The 15,360-nt window shown below is 52.7% G+C and carries 14 protein-coding genes; 10 read left to right on the top strand and 4 right to left on the bottom strand.

The genetic code is table 11. The features are described 5' to 3' along the window. The first annotated feature begins 15 nt into the window (after positions 1-15). From grxC to V7775_RS04860, 3 genes are read left to right on the top strand one after another with little or no spacing between them, the layout of a single operon-like run. Positions 16-273: a glutaredoxin 3 gene (gene grxC / locus V7775_RS04870; RefSeq protein WP_335750724.1), complete on the top strand. Its 258-nt coding sequence runs from the start codon at positions 16-18 to the stop codon at positions 271-273. Next, on the top strand, positions 270-1,103 hold the full coding sequence (locus V7775_RS04865) for a carbon-nitrogen hydrolase family protein (protein WP_335750723.1): 834 nt from the start codon (positions 270-272) through the stop codon (positions 1,101-1,103). The genes grxC and V7775_RS04865 overlap by 4 nt, the downstream gene beginning before the upstream one ends. Continuing rightward, positions 1,100-1,534: a MarR family winged helix-turn-helix transcriptional regulator gene (locus tag V7775_RS04860; protein WP_335750722.1), complete on the top strand. Its 435-nt coding sequence runs from the start codon at positions 1,100-1,102 to the stop codon at positions 1,532-1,534. The genes V7775_RS04865 and V7775_RS04860 overlap by 4 nt, the downstream gene beginning before the upstream one ends. Before the next feature lie 8 nt (positions 1,535-1,542). On the opposite strand, the gene ubiG is transcribed toward V7775_RS04860, so the two are convergent. Beyond that, positions 1,543-2,292, bottom strand: a complete 750-nt coding sequence (ubiG, locus tag V7775_RS04855) for a bifunctional 2-polyprenyl-6-hydroxyphenol methylase/3-demethylubiquinol 3-O-methyltransferase UbiG (protein ID WP_335750721.1) — start codon at positions 2,290-2,292, stop codon at positions 1,543-1,545. A 51-nt stretch (positions 2,293-2,343) separates the two neighbouring features. Here ubiG and pip point away from each other — a divergent pair, with 51 nt between their 5' ends. From pip to infB, 6 genes are all read left to right on the top strand, one after another. Then, on the top strand, positions 2,344-3,315 hold the full coding sequence (gene pip, locus V7775_RS04850) for a prolyl aminopeptidase (protein WP_335750720.1): 972 nt from the start codon (positions 2,344-2,346) through the stop codon (positions 3,313-3,315). Then, positions 3,312-4,142 (top strand): ABC transporter substrate-binding protein, encoded by an 831-nt coding sequence (locus tag V7775_RS04845; RefSeq protein ID WP_335750719.1) that lies wholly within the window; start codon positions 3,312-3,314, stop codon positions 4,140-4,142. The genes pip and V7775_RS04845 overlap by 4 nt, the downstream gene beginning before the upstream one ends. A 124-nt stretch (positions 4,143-4,266) precedes the next feature. Continuing rightward, a complete protein-coding gene (gene rimP, locus V7775_RS04840; RefSeq protein ID WP_335750718.1) occupies positions 4,267-4,845 on the top strand; it encodes a ribosome maturation factor RimP in 579 nt (192 codons plus the stop codon). Beyond that, complete coding sequence (gene nusA, locus V7775_RS04835) at positions 4,845-6,458, top strand: transcription termination factor NusA (RefSeq protein ID WP_335750717.1); 1,614 nt, start codon at positions 4,845-4,847, stop codon at positions 6,456-6,458. Before rimP ends, nusA begins: the two co-directional genes overlap by 1 nt. A 24-nt stretch (positions 6,459-6,482) precedes the next feature. Continuing rightward, positions 6,483-7,103, top strand: a complete 621-nt coding sequence (locus tag V7775_RS04830; protein ID WP_335750716.1) for an RNA-binding protein — start codon at positions 6,483-6,485, stop codon at positions 7,101-7,103. A gap of 9 nt (positions 7,104-7,112) precedes the next feature. Further along, entirely contained in the window at positions 7,113-9,593 is a 2,481-nt protein-coding gene (infB, locus tag V7775_RS04825) for a translation initiation factor IF-2 (RefSeq protein ID WP_335750715.1), read from the top strand. 326 nt (positions 9,594-9,919) lie between these two features. Here the strand turns inward: infB and V7775_RS04820 are convergent, their stop codons facing one another. Genes V7775_RS04820 through V7775_RS04810 form a run of 3 tightly spaced genes read right to left on the bottom strand, consistent with a single transcriptional unit; the run spans position 9,920 to position 12,404 of the window. Then, positions 9,920-10,318 (bottom strand): (deoxy)nucleoside triphosphate pyrophosphohydrolase, encoded by a 399-nt coding sequence (locus tag V7775_RS04820; protein WP_335750714.1) that lies wholly within the window; start codon positions 10,316-10,318, stop codon positions 9,920-9,922. Beyond that, on the bottom strand, positions 10,315-11,541 hold the full coding sequence (gene argJ / locus V7775_RS04815) for a bifunctional glutamate N-acetyltransferase/amino-acid acetyltransferase ArgJ (RefSeq protein ID WP_335750713.1): 1,227 nt from the start codon (positions 11,539-11,541) through the stop codon (positions 10,315-10,317). The genes V7775_RS04820 and argJ overlap by 4 nt, the downstream gene beginning before the upstream one ends. Positions 11,542-11,549: 8 nt before the next feature. After that, positions 11,550-12,404, bottom strand: a complete 855-nt coding sequence (locus V7775_RS04810; protein WP_335750712.1) for a peptidylprolyl isomerase — start codon at positions 12,402-12,404, stop codon at positions 11,550-11,552. A 176-nt stretch (positions 12,405-12,580) separates the two neighbouring features. Here V7775_RS04810 and secA point away from each other — a divergent pair, with 176 nt between their 5' ends. After that, positions 12,581-15,280, top strand: coding sequence for a preprotein translocase subunit SecA (gene secA / locus V7775_RS04805; protein ID WP_335750711.1), 2,700 nt, complete (start codon positions 12,581-12,583; stop codon positions 15,278-15,280). Positions 15,281-15,360: the final 80 nt, after the last annotated feature.

Below are 15,360 nucleotides of genomic sequence, written 5' to 3'. Positions count from 1 at the left end.
GAAAAGGACCTGATCATGAACGCTGTTGAAATCTACACTTCCCCTCTTTGTGGTTTTTGCCATTCGGCAAAACGGTTACTGAACCAAAAAGGTGTCAACTTTTCCGAAGTGAATGTACTGGCGAATCCAGAGCGTAAATCCGAAATGATTAAGCGTGCCGAAGGTAGCCGTACTGTACCTCAAATCTTTGTGGGCGACATTCACGTTGGCGGCTGTGACGAGCTTTATGCGCTTGAGCGTGCTGGCAAGCTTGATGCTTTGCTGGCCGTATGAAAACCGCGATTCTTCAGCTGAATGTAACCGATGATCCGGTCACAAATTTAGCTGTTACCCGTGGAATGTTGGCTGATGCGGTTGGGCAAGGCGTTGAATTTGTTCTCACGCCTGAGGTGACAAATTGTATCTCGACCAGCCGCGATCACCAACAGGCGGTCTTGTATCATGAAGCTGATGATCCAACTTTGGCTGCATTGCGGAGTGACGCAAAGCGGCACGGTATTTGGCTGTTGATCGGCTCGCTTGGTCTCAAGACGGAAGATGCAGATGGCCGTTTCGCCAACCGCTCCTTTATGATTGATCCGCAAGGTGAGATCGTCGCGCGGTATGATAAAATCCACATGTTCGACGTACAGGTTACGCCAACTGAGACGTGGAAAGAATCAGCGGCCTACCGTCCAGGGACGCAGGCGGTTCTTGCGCGGACATCCTTTGCAAATATCGGGATGGCAGTTTGTTATGATGTCCGCTTTCCCGAACTTTTTCAGACATTGTCAGAGGCTGGTGCGCAAGTTTTAACAATTCCGGCAGCATTTTCACCTGTCACAGGGCAGGCGCATTGGCATACGTTACTTCGTGCTCGTGCCATTGAAACGGGTTGCTTTGTCATTGCTCCGGCTCAAACGGGAACTCATGCCAGTGCCGAGCATAAGACGCGTGATACATATGGGCACTCGCTGGTGGTTTCTCCGTGGGGTGAGGTCATAGTAGACGCGGGTACTGAGGCAGGGGTATATGTTTTCGAACTGGATTTGGCGCAAACAGATGCGGCGCGCGCCAAAGTACCTAGCATGAGTCACAAGCGCCCTTTTGATGGACCTAAATGAGCGATGATTCCAACACCCTTGCGATTATGTTGTTCAGTGAAATTCTGGGTACTGATCAGATTTTGCGCAGTCGCCTGAGCAGGGTGCTGCCCAAGGGCATGGAAATTTCGCACTTTTCAGTTCTGAATCACCTCTCGTGGCGCGATGCAGAACGCACACCAGCGCAATTGGCTGAGACATTTCACGTCACACGTGGCGCAATGACCAACACTTTGGCCAAGCTGGAGTGGGCGGGATATGTACATATTCGCCCCGATTGGGATGATGCAAGGCGCAAGATGATTACGATCAGCCCCGCAGGCCGTCAGGCCCGTGAAACTGCGTTAGGTGCGATCGCGCCGATGATTACCCAAGTCGTTGAGAAGCTGGGCGAGGAAAAAGCCCGCGCCGCGCTACCCATCTTGCGTGAATTACGCAACCAGCTGGGCTAGTTACCTGTTCAGTCTTTTGGTTTCAGGCTGGCTGTGACGTAGTTAACACTTAGGTCACGCGAAGACAGGCTCCAGCTCCAGAGGATTGGATTAAAGACAAACCCTTTACGATCAACAGGCTCCATTCCTGAGTCTTCGAGTAGCTTGAATAGTTCATTTGGTGTAATGAATTTGGCCCATTCATGGGTGCCTTTGGGTAACCAACGCATCACATGCTCTGCGCCGATAATCGCTACAACGTATGATTTTGGATTGCGGTTGATGGTTGAGCAAATGTGCAACCCACCCGGTTTTAGCAGCTGGTGGCACGCCGTGAGATAACTAATCGGCGAGGCGACGTGCTCGACCACTTCCATGTTTAGAACAACGTCAAATTGTTCTCCGGCTTCGGTCATGGCTTCGGCGGTGGTGTGGCGATAGTCGATTTCCAGATCGGACTGATCTGCATGAATCTGTGCCACAGGAATGTTGCCAGCGGCGGCATCAGCCCCAACAACAGTTGCGCCAAGACGGGCCATGGGTTCTGACAACAGACCGCCCCCACAGCCGATATCCAGAATGCGCAGGCCCTTGAATGGCTCCGGTTCGGTTAGATCGCGGTCAAACTCACCTGCGATCTGGTTTGCGATATAGTCGAGCCTGCAAGGGTTGAGCATGTGCAATGGCTTGAATTTGCCCTCTGTATCCCACCATTCGGCGGCCATGGCCTCAAACTTTGCGACCTCATTTGGGTCAACTGTGCTTTGATGCGCTTGCATTTTGACGCTCCTGTATTCAATGTCGTCTCTCTTACTATATATAGGCTGGTAATGGATAAGACCCCTGATCAAAAGCGCGCAGTGCAGTATTTATATCCGCCGGTTGACCCGTTCGACCGACGCATGCTGTCTGTGGGGCAAGGCCATGAGATTTATGTCGAACAATGTGGCAATCCTGACGGTATTCCAGTTGTAGTGCTGCATGGTGGCCCTGGTGGCGGCTGTAGCCCGTCGATGCGCCGCTATTTTGATCCTGAAAAATTCCGTGTGATTCTGTTTGATCAACGCGGCTGTGGTCGATCAATCCCGCATGCTTCGGTTGTGGATAACACGACATGGCATCTGGTTGCCGATATCGAACTGATTCGTGAAACGCTGGGTATTGCGCAATGGGTTGTCTTTGGCGGCAGCTGGGGTGCGACACTTTCGCTGATTTATGCCCAGACGCATCCGGCGGCAGTGCGCAATTTAGTTTTGCGCGGCGTGTTCTTGATGACACAAACTGAGCTTGATTGGTTTTATGGCGGTGGTGCAGGAAAATTCTGGCCCGAGGTTTGGGACAAATTCACCGCCTTGGTTCCCGAAGAAGAGCAGGGCGATTTGATTAAGGCGTACCATCGCCGATTGTTCGGTGACGATATGCTGACGCAAACCCGCTACGCCCGTGCGTGGTCTGGATGGGAGAATGCGTTGGCCTCGATTCAGTCAATGGGACATATGAGTGAAGGTCCTGGCGAGTACGCGCGTGCCTTTGCCCGGCTTGAGAATCACTATTTTATAAATGCTGGTTTCCTTGAATATGATGGTCAAATCCTTGCTCAGATGGATCGCATCGCACACATTCCGGGTGTGATTGTGCAGGGGCGATACGATATGATTTGCCCGCCCGAAAGCGCCTATTCGATTGCAAAAGCATGGCCTAAATCCGAACTGAAAATAGTACGAAACGCGGGCCACGCTCTTAGCGAGCCTGGCATCACTGCTGAATTGATCCGCGCCATGGACAGGATTGCACTGACATGACGCGCAAGGCTTTTGATAGGCGCGCATTGTTTGCAAGCGGCGCGGCAGCAGCATTATTGGCTGCAGCGGGCGTCAGCGCTGGACCATTGCCACAGCGAGGCGGCAAACTGCGGCTTGCATTGTCAGGTGCCACGCGCAGTGATGACTGGGTGCGGGGCGACGGCCTGTTCATGCAGGTTGCGCGGCAAGGTTTGGTATTTGAAACACTGACCGAAGTCGCCGCAGATGGCACGTTGCGCGGTGAGCTGGCAACCGACTGGTCCAGTACGCAGGATGCGCAGGTTTGGATGTTTAATTTGCGTCAGAATGTACGTTTTCATGATGGTGTTCTGTTTTCTGCTGCGGATGTAGTCCACAGCCTTGCGGCGCTGGGCAAGGTGGAGGCCGTGGGCGCTAAGCAAGTGCGGATAACCCTGAATGCTCCTGATCCGTCCCTACCGTTTAAGCTCAGCAAAGCGGCGCATGTCATTCGTGCCGCCCATTCGCCAGATAGTGGTGTTGGGACCGGAATTTACCGTGTGCGTCATTTCTCTGCAGGTCAGCAGCTTTTAGCCGAACGTGCCGATACGCATTGGAAAGACGGTCAGGCGGGCTGGTTTGACAGTGTCGAATTGGTTTCGATTCCCTCTTCTCCGGTGCGTGCGCAGGCGGTTGCCGAATATCTGGTGGACGGTGCGGACGTTGAAGATGCGGGTGCTTTGACTGGCTATGATGATATTGTTGTGTTTGATGGTCAGGCGGTTTCGCGTAGCGTTTCGATGCCCTCGGTGTTGGGTCATGGTGTGTTTGATGACCTGCGCGCGCCGCAGCGCTGGTGGGGGGCTTGATGTTCTGAGGTTCCGCGCGTATATGATCGTCTAACAGCGGCGCGCTCGGGTCCAAACCAAGCGCCCACCGAACCTCTGACACGGGCCGCGCGCCCGTTTTTTTGTGCCTAAAGGCAAGAGACTTATGAACAACGATCTAATAGCAAAAGCAGCGATGGACCGCCGATTGGCCGAAATCATAACCCCTGTCATCGAAGACTTGGGTTATGAACTGGTACGCGTGCGTCTGATGACTGGTAAAACATCTACGCTGCAAATTATGGCTGATAAGCCTGATGGCGGTATCGAAGTTGATGACTGCGGCAAGATCAGCACGGCTGTTGGTGCGGTGCTGGATGTCGAAGATCCGATCATTGATGAATACGCGTTGGAAGTGTCCAGCCCGGGCATTGATCGCCCTTTGACACGTCTCAAAGATTTTGCGAACTTTGAAGGCTATGAAGCTAAGATCGAAACCGATGATTTGATCGATGGCCGCCGCCGCTTTAAAGGGCAACTGGCTGGCGTCGAGGGCAATGAAGTGCTGATTAACATCGAAGAAGGCACCGTAGGCCTGCAATTCGAATGGTTATCAGATGCCAAACTGGTCCTGACGGACGAGCTGATTAAAGAAATGCTACGCCAGCGCAAAGCGAGCGGCGTGATTGACGAAACCCAATTCGATGAACTGCAGACCGAAGAGTCTGATGAGGGAGAGACCTAATGGCCATTACATCCGCAAACCAGCTAGAGCTTTTGCAAACCGCTGAAGCCGTTGCGCGTGAAAAGATGATCGATCCGGTTCTGGTGATCGAGGCGATGGAAGAATCGCTCGCACGTGCAGCCAAGTCCCGCTACGGCGCAGAAATGAACATTCGTGTTGAGATCGACCGCAAAACAGGCCGCGCAACATTCACGCGTGTACGTACCGTTGTTGCGGATGAAGAGCTGGAAAACTACCAGGCTGAATTCACGGTAGTGCAAGCCAAGCAGTATATGGCCAATCCCGAAATCGGTCAGGAATTCGTCGAAGAAGTTCCACCTGTTGAAATGGGCCGCATTGCTGCGCAATCAGCCAAGCAGGTTATCTTGCAGAAGATTCGCGAAGCTGAGCGTGACCGTCAGTTCGAAGAATTCAAAGACCGCGCAGGCACGATCATCAATGGTCTGGTCAAACGCGAAGAGTATGGCAATGTTATTGTTGATGTGGGTGCTGGTGAAGCAATCCTGCGCCGCAACGAGAAAATCGGCCGCGAATCATATCGCCCGAACGATCGTATCCGCGTTTACATCAAAGACGTTCGTCGCGAGCAGCGCGGACCACAGATTTTCCTAAGCCGCACGGCGCCGGAATTCATGGCAGAGCTGTTCAAGATGGAAGTTCCGGAAATCTATGACGGTATCATCGAGATCAAAGCGGTTGCGCGTGATCCAGGTTCCCGTGCGAAGATCGCTGTGATTTCATATGATAATTCCATCGATCCCGTTGGTGCCTGTGTTGGTATGCGGGGCTCTCGTGTTCAGGCTGTTGTGAATGAACTTCAGGGCGAAAAGATCGATATCATCCCTTGGAATGATGACCAGCCAACGTTCCTTGTGAACGCATTGCAGCCTGCCGAAGTATCCAAGGTTGTTTTGGACGAAGAAGCTGGTAAAATCGAAGTTGTAGTTCCTGAAGAGCAATTGTCGCTTGCGATTGGCCGCCGGGGCCAAAACGTGCGTCTGGCCAGCCAGTTGACGGGTCTAGACATCGACATCATGACAGAAGAGCAAGAAAGCTCGCGCCGTCAGGCCGAATTTGAACTGCGCACCAAGCTGTTCATGGACAACCTTGATCTGGATGAGTTCTTTGCTCAGCTTCTGGTTTCTGAGGGCTTTACGAGCCTTGAAGAGGTTGCATACGTTGAAGTAGGCGAACTGCTGGTTATCGACGGTGTCGATGAAGCCACAGCGGGCGAGCTTCAGGCACGTGCACGTGACGTTCTGGAAGCGCAAAACAAGGCGGCACTTGATGCTGCCCGTGCACTGGGCGCAGAAGACAGCCTTATTGAATTTGAGGGTCTTACACCCCAGATGATTGAAGCGCTGGCAAAAGACGATGTTAAGACGCTCGAAGATTTCGCAACTTGTGCGGATTGGGAGCTTGCTGGTGGTTGGACCACTGAAAACGGCGAACGTGTTAAAGATGACGGTGTGCTGGAACCCTTCGAGATGAGCCTCGAAGATGCCCAGAAGATGATTATGACAGCCCGCGTTTTGTTGGGTTGGGTTGATCCAACAGACCTAGAAGCGGACGTCGAAGACGGTGGTGAAACAGATGAGGAGGCCGAGGCCTGATCGTAGGCTTCGGGGAGATCCAGCATGGGACGCGGTGGCGCATCTAAAGACCGTGAAAGCGGTGCAGAACGCAAGTGCCTTGCCACAGGTGAGGTGCAACCAAAGTACAAGCTTGTCCGTTTCGTCGTAGGACCAGACGGACAGGTTGTGGCGGACATCATGGGCAAGTTGCCCGCACGTGGTATGTGGGTGACGGCAGATCGTGCAGCCATAGAAACCGCAGTAAAAAAGGGATTGTTTTCACGCAGTGCGAAGCAGCCTGTTAAAACACCAGACGATTTGGTGGACGAAGTTGAAAAGCAGATGGCCCGCCGTGTGGTGGACCTAATTTCGATGCAACGCAAAGCGGGTAAAGCCGTTGCGGGCTATGAAAAGGTCAAGGGTTGGCTGCAAACTGAAGAGGCGCTGGTGTTGATCCAAGCTGTAGATGGATCAGGACGTGGCAAATCAAAACTGAGCACGCCGCATTACGGACACTATATTGGGTGTCTTACTGCGGATGAATTGGGTTTGGCATTCGGACGTCAAACTGTGATACATGGGGCGCTCGCCTCTGGTGGACTCACTCTACGTGTTGTAGAGGAGGCTCATAGATTGAACGGCGTGCGCAAAAACGAGGCTGGTATCGACCAGCCGAAAGGATAGACGAGCTAGATGAGCGATAGTGACGGCAGAAAAACATTGGGCCTTGGTGGCTCACGTCCCAGTAACGTAAAGCAAAGCTTTAGCCACGGGCGGACGAAGAACGTTGTGGTCGAAACCAAACGCAAACGCGTTGTGGTGCCAAAGCCTGGCGGCCAAAAACAAACTGGCCCTGGCGCTGGTCCGGTTGGCGATCCTTCACGGCGTCCCGCAGGGATAACCGATTCTGAGATGGAACGTCGCCTGAAAGCTGTGCAAGCAGCCAAAGCGCGGGAAGTCGAAGAGGCAGCCGCACGTGCGGCACACGATAAGGCGCGCGCAGAAGACCGCGAGCGCCGTCGTGCCGAGATCGATGCCAAAGAGGCAGCCGATCGCGAACGCGAAGAAAGCCTGAAAGCGAAAGCTGAAGAAGAAGAGCGCGCCAAACGTGAAGCGGAAGCCGCGGCACGAGCTGCTGCTGCACCTGCACCTGTTGCGAGTGCTGCTGCACAACCACGTGCTACGCCAAACAAGGCACTTCCAGCATCTACGCCTCGCAAGACCGAGCGTGATCGCGAAGAGACCAACAAGAAAAACCGTCAAGCTGACGATCGTCGCTCTGGTAAACTGACAGTGAACCAAGCGATGCGTGGTGGCGAAGGCGGCCGTCAACGCTCCATGGCGCAAATGAAGCGTAAGCAAGACCGTGCGCGTGCAAAAGCGATGGGCGGTAACGTCGAGCGCGAAAAGATCATTCGCGACGTACAATTGCCACCAGCGATTGTTGTGTCCGAATTGGCCGCGCGTATGGCTGAAAAGACAGGCGCAGTTGTAAAAGCGTTGATGAACAGCGGTTTGATGATTGGTCAAAATGAAACGATTGATGCAGACACCGCAGAGCTGATCATCGAAGAGTTTGGCCACAAGGTTGTTCGTGTTTCTGACGCTGACGTTGAAGATGTGATTAAGCTGGAAGAAGACGATGCAACCGATCTGGTTGGACGTCCTCCTGTGATCACGATCATGGGTCACGTTGACCACGGTAAAACATCCCTATTGGATGCGATCCGTAAGGCAAAAGTTGTTGCGGGCGAGGCCGGTGGCATCACTCAGCACATCGGTGCCTATCAGGTCACAACCGAAGGCGGTCAGGTTCTGTCGTTCCTCGATACTCCGGGTCACGCGGCGTTTACGTCAATGCGTTCTCGCGGTGCTCAGGTTACTGATATCGTGGTTCTGGTTGTTGCGGCGGACGATGCCGTGATGCCTCAGACCATCGAAGCGATTGCGCACGCAAAGGCCGCTAAGGTTCCTATGATTGTTGCGATCAACAAGGTTGATAAGCCATCAGCCGACCCTGACAGAGTGCGCGCAGCCTTGCTGCAGCACGAAGTCGTCGTCGAAAAGATGTCTGGCGAAGTTCAGGATGTTGAGGTTTCGGCCATCACAGGCCAAGGTCTTGATCAACTGCTCGAAGCAATTGCGCTTCAGGCAGAGATCCTTGAACTGAAGGCAAATCCATCACGCGCCGCAGTTGGTGCGGTGATTGAAGCAAAGCTGGACGTTGGCCGTGGGCCTGTCGCAACAGTTCTGATTCAGAACGGTACACTGCGCACTGGCGATATCTTTGTTGTAGGTGAGCAGTACGGTAAGGTTCGTGCGCTGATCGATGATCAAGGTAACCGCATCAAAGAAGCTGGTCCTTCGGTCCCTGTTGAGGTTCTTGGCCTGAACGGTACACCCGAAGCAGGCGATGTGTTGAACGTGACCTCAACTGAGGCGCAGGCACGTGAAATCGCGGAATACCGCGCGAACGCAGCCAAAGACAAACGCGCTGCTGCTGGTGCTGCGACGACGCTGGAACAATTGATGGCAAATGCCAAAGCGGACGAAGATGTGTCCGAGCTGCCCATCTTGGTCAAAGCCGATGTGCAGGGGTCTGCCGAAGCGATTGTTCAAGCGATGGAGAAAATCGGCAACGACGAAGTCCGCGTGCGCGTGCTCCACTCTGGTGTGGGCGCAATCACCGAGACCGATGTTGGTCTTGCCGAAGCATCCGGTGCGCCAATCATGGGCTTTAACGTCCGTGCAAACGCATCAGCGCGCAACACGGCAAACCAGAAAGGTGTCGAGATCCGCTATTACTCGGTCATCTACGATCTGGTTGATGATGTGAAAGCGGCTGCATCTGGCCTGTTGAGCAACGAGATCAAAGAAAACTTCATTGGCTATGCCAACATCAAAGAAGTCTTCAAGGTCACAGGTATCGGCAAAGTTGCTGGCTGTCTGGTTACCGAAGGGGTGGCTCGCCGTTCTGCTGGTGTTCGCTTGCTGCGCGACAACGTGGTTATCCACGAAGGCACGCTCAAGACGCTCAAGCGCTTCAAGGACGAAGTGCCAGAGGTTCAGTCTGGTCAGGAATGTGGTATGGCGTTCGAGAACTACGAAGACATTCGTCCAAACGATGTCATCGAGATCTTCACACGCGAAGAAGTTACACGCACACTGAGCTAATCTGGTGTGATAACTCAAAGAAAAGGGGACGGTGCAAAACACCGTCCCCTTTTTCATTTCAGCAGTCCGATGTGCTTATTTTCTTGTGACAGGCACGCCGGAAAAAACTGTGTTGTCCACCTGAACGGCGATGCGTCCATCTGGCATTGAACGTACAAAGGTTCCTTGAACAGAAACACAGCTTCCAATTGTAATAGTCCGTAGCATAACAATCCTCCCCAGAATTTCGCTACATCCACACTACAAAGACTTTTCAGTGTTTCCAGCACTAATTGGAAACAAAAGTAATATTTCTCGACTATTGGTGAAATATTCGAACGCTGACGTCACAGCCAATCCCGTAAGATCGCAATAAGAGGGATGTCAGCTGCTGGCATTGGGTAGTTTCGCATCTCATTTGGTTTAACCCATTTTAGGGTCTGCCCTTCACGCGGCTGTGGCGTGCCGTCCCATTTGCGGCAGGCAAACAAAGGCATCATCAGATGGAAGTCGTCATAGGAATGGCTGGCAAACGTGAGGGGAGCCAAGCAGGACGCCCAAGTATCAATTCCTAGTTCCTCGTCCAACTCACGGATGAGGGCGGCTTCTGGCGTTTCATCAACCTCTACTTTACCTCCGGGGAATTCCCACAGGCCCGCCATGGATTTCCCCTCTGGGCGTTGTGCCAGCAATACGCGGCCATCAACGTCAATCAATGCAACAGCCGAGACTAGAACCATCTTCATGAGCGGTAATCGGCGTTGATAGTGATGTACCCATGCGTCAGATCGCAGGTCCAAACCGTTGCCTTTCCTGATCCGATCCCGATATCGACCCCAATCTGGATGTTCTCATTTTTCATATGAGCTGCAGCGGCCTCTTCGGAATAATCTTCACTGCGCCATCCGTCCTTGGCTACTTCGACATCACCAAATCGGATGCTGAGCCGATCACGGTCTGCCGCAGCGCCTGATTTTCCGACGGCCATAACAATGCGGCCCCAGTTGGGGTCTTGCCCCGCAACGGCGGTTTTAACCAAAGGAGAGTTCGCAATCGACAGTCCATGTACCTTTGCATCTGCATCAGATGCGGCGCCAGTAACGGTGATTTCGACGAACTTTGTCGCCCCTTCGCCGTCGCGAACAACCTGATGGGCGAGGTCCTGCATTACGTTGCGCAAGGCAGCACCAAACCCCTCGTGACCATCTACCGTGACGCCGCTAGCGCCAGTTGCAGCAACAATCAAGCTGTCTGAGGTAGAGGTGTCGCTATCCACCGTGATGCAGTTGAAAGTTTGTTCGTTATGCGCCGATACTAAAGTTTGCAGGGCGTCCTGTTCAATTTTTGCATCGGTAAAGATGTAGACCAGCATGGTTGCCATATCTGGTGCTATCATTCCCGATCCCTTTGCGATGCCCGCAATAGAGATGGTTTTTCCGTCAATTTCAATTTCCGCCTTTGCGCCCTTTGGGAACGTATCGGTAGTCATGATTGCCTTTGCCGCATCCGCAATGCCACCTGCCAGAGTGTTTTTGCAAAGCGTTCCAAGGCACGCTGTAATGCGGTCGTGGGGCAATGGTTCACCAATGACACCAGTGGAGGAGGTGAAAACCCGCTCCTGTGGGATGTCACAGGCCTGTGCAACAGCATCAGTGATAGCGTTCACCGATGCTGTTCCGTTTTTTCCGGTAAACGCATTCGCATTCCCAGAATTTACAAGAATGGCCGCCCCCGCATCCGATGTCCGCCCCAGTTTTTCCTGACAGTCCCGAACGGGTGCTGCACGTGTGGCAGAGCGTGTGAACGCTCCCGCCACAACAGTACCAGGTGCCAACGTGGCAAGCATGACGTCAGTGCGCCCCTGATACTTTACACCTGCGGCTATGGTGGCAAATTTTACGCCCCCAATCGCGGGCAGAGACGGAAAATTGGCGGGTGCTAACGGTGAGACAGCGGAGGTGTTTACCATGGTTGCGCTTACTCCAGCACGTTGACTTGTTTGATGACAGACGGAGAAATGCCTTCCGCCCCGCTCCGGTCAACATCAGCCGCTGCTGTGATGGCCTCGATTTCTTCTTGAGCGTGGATTTGGCGAATTTGCAACTCGATTTCTTCGCGAACCTCTTCCAAAGCAGGAACATTTTGAACTCGAGTTTCATTCAGTTTGATCACGTGCCAACCGAATTGGGTTTTTACAGGATCAGAAACTGCTTCGACTTCTAATTCAGTGACGGCTGCTTCAAATTCTGGAACCATTGCGCCTTTGCCAAACCAGCCAAGTTGTCCACCGTTTGGGCCAGAGGGCCCCGTAGATTTCTCACGTGCAACGGCTGCAAACTCGGCGCCGTCAGCGAGTTCCTGCTGAACAGCAATTGCTTCTTCTTCCGTTTCTACAAGAATGTGAGATGCGTTGAACTCAGGTTCTTGGTCAGTATCGGCATAGTCTTTGTCATATGCGGCTTGGACATCTGCTTCGTCTAGTGGCGCTTCCATGATACCGTTCACGGCCTCGCCCGCTGTTAGTGAGCGGCGTTCGTTTTCCAACTGAAGTGCTATACGTGGTGGTAGGTTACCGTCAAACTGTTGTTGTAATGCTGTTTGCTGAACCAACTGGTCTAGGATGCCTTGGAAGAGAACATCATCGGGTAAACCTTGATACTGCTCTGGCAGGCCAGCCCATGCCACAATCATGTGACCAATTGTGATCTCGGTGTCGCCGACGGTCGCTACAACCGTTGATGGGTCTGCTTTTGCAGTCTCTTGGGCGGATAGTGGAAGGGCCAAAGTGGCTACAAATGCCAAAGAGGCTAGAAAAGTGAGGGGTTTTTGCATGGATCGTCCTATCATTCCGGTGCGATTGGGTCGGTTACATTGACACGCTACATGGTGGCCCTTACATCGCTGATGGGCGCGGCATTGAACCACCATTCTCACCTCCTATTTATGGACTGGGTGTTTGCGGGGCAAGCAGATCGCGCAGAACACTTATAACTTCGGCTGGAGATCGCATGCTGGGACTCGGAAAAATCACCAAAAAGGTTTTTGGTTCGCCAAATGATCGCAGGATCAAGGCCATCCGCCCGCTTATCGAAAAGATCAACGCGCTGGAGCCTGAGTTCGAAAAACTCAGTGACGAAGCCATCAAAGATAAAACCGAAGAGTTCGCTACGCGAGCTCTTAAAGGTGAAAATCTTGATGATTTGCTTCCCGAAGCCTTTGCTAACTGTCGCGAGGGCGCGCGACGCACGCTGGGTCTGCGGGCATTTGACACCCAGCTGATGGGCGGGATCTTTTTGCACCAAGGCAATGTAGCAGAGCAAAAAACAGGTGAAGGTAAGACCCTGACCGCAACGTTTGCGGCCTACCTGAATGCGCTGACACACAAAGGCGTGCACATTGTTACAGTGAACGAATATTTGGTGAAACGTGACGCCGAATGGATGGGCAAAGTGTTTGCCTCCCTCGGTCTCACAACCGGATACATCTCGCCAAACATGCCTGACGATCTAAAACGTGCGGCCTATGACTGCGATATTACCTATACGACCAACAACGAGCTAGGCTTTGATTATCTGCGCGATAACATGAAAGCCGAGCTGAGCGAGATATTCCAGAAAGAGCATAACTTTGCCATTGTGGATGAGGTCGACAGCATTTTGATTGATGAAGCGCGTACGCCGCTCATCATTTCTGGCCCGTCTGGTGACCGCTCGGACATGTACCAAACGATTGATGGGGTGATTCCGTCCTTGGCGGCAGAGCACTATGAGTTGGACGAAAAGACCCGCAATGTGACATTCACAGATGACGGGATTGAGTTCCTCGAAGAGCAACTGCGCGCTCGTGAACTTCTCGAAGAAGGCTTTACCCTCTACGACCCAGAGAGCACGTCAATTGTGCACCATGTAAACCAAGGCTTGCGTGCGCATAAGCTGTTTGAGAAAGACAAAGACTATATCGTGCGCGAAGGCGAAGTTGTCCTGATTGATGAATTTACGGGTCGTATGATGGCTGGTCGCCGTTTGGGCGACGGATTGCATCAGGCGATTGAAGCCAAAGAAGGCTTAGACATCAAACCAGAGAACATCACGCTCGCGTCTGTGACATTCCAGAACTATTTCCGTCTGTACAACAAATTGGCAGGTATGACGGGTACAGCATTGACCGAAGCAGCCGAATTTATGGAAATCTACGGGCTTGGCGTTGTCGAAGTGCCGACAAACGTTCCAGTTTCGCGCGTGGATGAAGACGATGCTGTTTACCGCACCGCTGCTGAAAAATATGCAGCAATGATTGAGAAGGTCAAAGAGGCCCATGCAAAAGGGCAGCCATGCCTTGTTGGTACTACCTCAATCGAGAAATCCGAAATGCTCAGCAAGATGCTCGAGGGTGAGGGGATCAAACATAACGTTCTCAACGCACGCCAGCATGAGCAAGAAGCGCAGATCGTTGGCGATGCTGGTAAATTTGGCGCAGTCACGATTGCGACCAACATGGCGGGCCGTGGTACTGACATTCAGTTGGGCGGCAACGTTGAGCTGAAGGTTCTTGAGGCGCTGTCAGCAGATCCAGAAGCAGATCCTGTTGCCACCCGCACCAAGATCGAAGCAGAACACGCAGACGAGAAGAAAAAAGTCCTAGAGTCCGGTGGCCTGTATGTTCTGGCGTCCGAGCGCCATGAAAGCCGCCGGATTGATAACCAATTGCGTGGCCGTTCCGGTCGTCAGGGTGATCCAGGGCGTTCATCTTTCTTCCTGTCACTCGAAGACGACCTAATGCGTATCTTTGGTTCCGAACGTTTGGAAAAAGTCCTGACTTCGTTGGGCCTAAAAGAAGGCGAAGCGATCATTCACCCGTGGGTGAACAAATCACTTGAGCGCGCTCAGGCAAAGGTTGAGGGCCGCAACTTTGACATTCGTAAGCAGCTATTGAAATTCGATGACGTCATGAACGAACAGCGCAAAGTTATCTTTGGCCAACGTCGCGACATCATGGAATCGCAAGATCTGCATGAAATCACCGAAGACATGCGCCATCAAATGATTGATGATCTGGTTGATCAATATATGCCGCGCAATACTTATGCCGATCAGTGGGACACTCAGGGCTTCTATGCTGCCGTGATTGAACAGCTAGGCGTTGACGTGCCTGTCATCGCATGGTGCGAAGAAGATGGCGTTGATGATGACGTCATTCGTGAACGTCTCGTTGAAGCGACTGATGCATTGATGGCCGACAAAGCCGAGCGATTTGGCCCTGAAAACATGCGCAACATCGAGAAGCACTTCTTGCTGCAGACTATTGATGCGAAATGGCGTGACCATTTGCTGACCTTGGAACACCTCCGGTCTGTGGTTGGGTTCCGCGGTTATGCGCAGCGCGACCCGTTGAACGAATATAAGAACGAGTCGTTCCAGTTGTTTGAAGGGATGCTGGACAGTCTACGTTCTGACGTAACACAGCGCCTCTCGCGTATCGAACCAGCAAATGAAGAAGAACAGCAACGCATGATCCAGCAGATGTTGGCGCAAGAACAGGCGGCAGCAGCAGCAGCTGAAAAAGCTGTGGATCAAGCCGAGGCAGCAGCGGATGCCGTTGAAGGGTTTGATGAAAACGACCCAACAACATGGGGAAACCCCGGTCGGAATGACATCTGTCCATGTGGTACCGGAAAGAAATTCAAACACTGTCACGGCCAACTTTCCTAAGCATTTTCTAGAAATGTCATAAGAATGGCGCGGGGCTGCCCCATTGCAGCCCCGTTTCTGAACAAAAACTATTCTCGACC

Origin of the sequence: Sulfitobacter sp. (genome assembly GCF_036960155.1) — a bacterium.
Lineage (GTDB): Bacteria > Pseudomonadota > Alphaproteobacteria > Rhodobacterales > Rhodobacteraceae > Sulfitobacter.
This window is presented reverse-complemented; position numbering and strand designations above follow the sequence as displayed.

What these genes read in the sequence shown, in the direction of transcription:
- grxC (WP_335750724.1), top strand. Translation starts at nt 16, where the DNA reads ATGAACGCTGTTGAAATCTACACTTCCCCTCTTTGTGGTTTTTGCCAT.
- V7775_RS04865 (WP_335750723.1), top strand. Translation starts at nt 270, where the DNA reads ATGAAAACCGCGATTCTTCAGCTGAATGTAACCGATGATCCGGTCACA.
- V7775_RS04860 (WP_335750722.1), top strand. Translation starts at nt 1,100, where the DNA reads ATGAGCGATGATTCCAACACCCTTGCGATTATGTTGTTCAGTGAAATT.
- ubiG (WP_335750721.1), bottom strand. Translation starts at nt 2,292, where the DNA reads ATGCAAGCGCATCAAAGCACAGTTGACCCAAATGAGGTCGCAAAGTTT.
- pip (WP_335750720.1), top strand. Translation starts at nt 2,344, where the DNA reads ATGGATAAGACCCCTGATCAAAAGCGCGCAGTGCAGTATTTATATCCG.
- V7775_RS04845 (WP_335750719.1), top strand. Translation starts at nt 3,312, where the DNA reads ATGACGCGCAAGGCTTTTGATAGGCGCGCATTGTTTGCAAGCGGCGCG.
- rimP (WP_335750718.1), top strand. Translation starts at nt 4,267, where the DNA reads ATGAACAACGATCTAATAGCAAAAGCAGCGATGGACCGCCGATTGGCC.
- nusA (WP_335750717.1), top strand. Translation starts at nt 4,845, where the DNA reads ATGGCCATTACATCCGCAAACCAGCTAGAGCTTTTGCAAACCGCTGAA.
- V7775_RS04830 (WP_335750716.1), top strand. Translation starts at nt 6,483, where the DNA reads ATGGGACGCGGTGGCGCATCTAAAGACCGTGAAAGCGGTGCAGAACGC.
- infB (WP_335750715.1), top strand. Translation starts at nt 7,113, where the DNA reads ATGAGCGATAGTGACGGCAGAAAAACATTGGGCCTTGGTGGCTCACGT.
- V7775_RS04820 (WP_335750714.1), bottom strand. Translation starts at nt 10,318, where the DNA reads ATGAAGATGGTTCTAGTCTCGGCTGTTGCATTGATTGACGTTGATGGC.
- argJ (WP_335750713.1), bottom strand. Translation starts at nt 11,541, where the DNA reads ATGGTAAACACCTCCGCTGTCTCACCGTTAGCACCCGCCAATTTTCCG.
- V7775_RS04810 (WP_335750712.1), bottom strand. Translation starts at nt 12,404, where the DNA reads ATGCAAAAACCCCTCACTTTTCTAGCCTCTTTGGCATTTGTAGCCACT.
- secA (WP_335750711.1), top strand. Translation starts at nt 12,581, where the DNA reads ATGCTGGGACTCGGAAAAATCACCAAAAAGGTTTTTGGTTCGCCAAAT.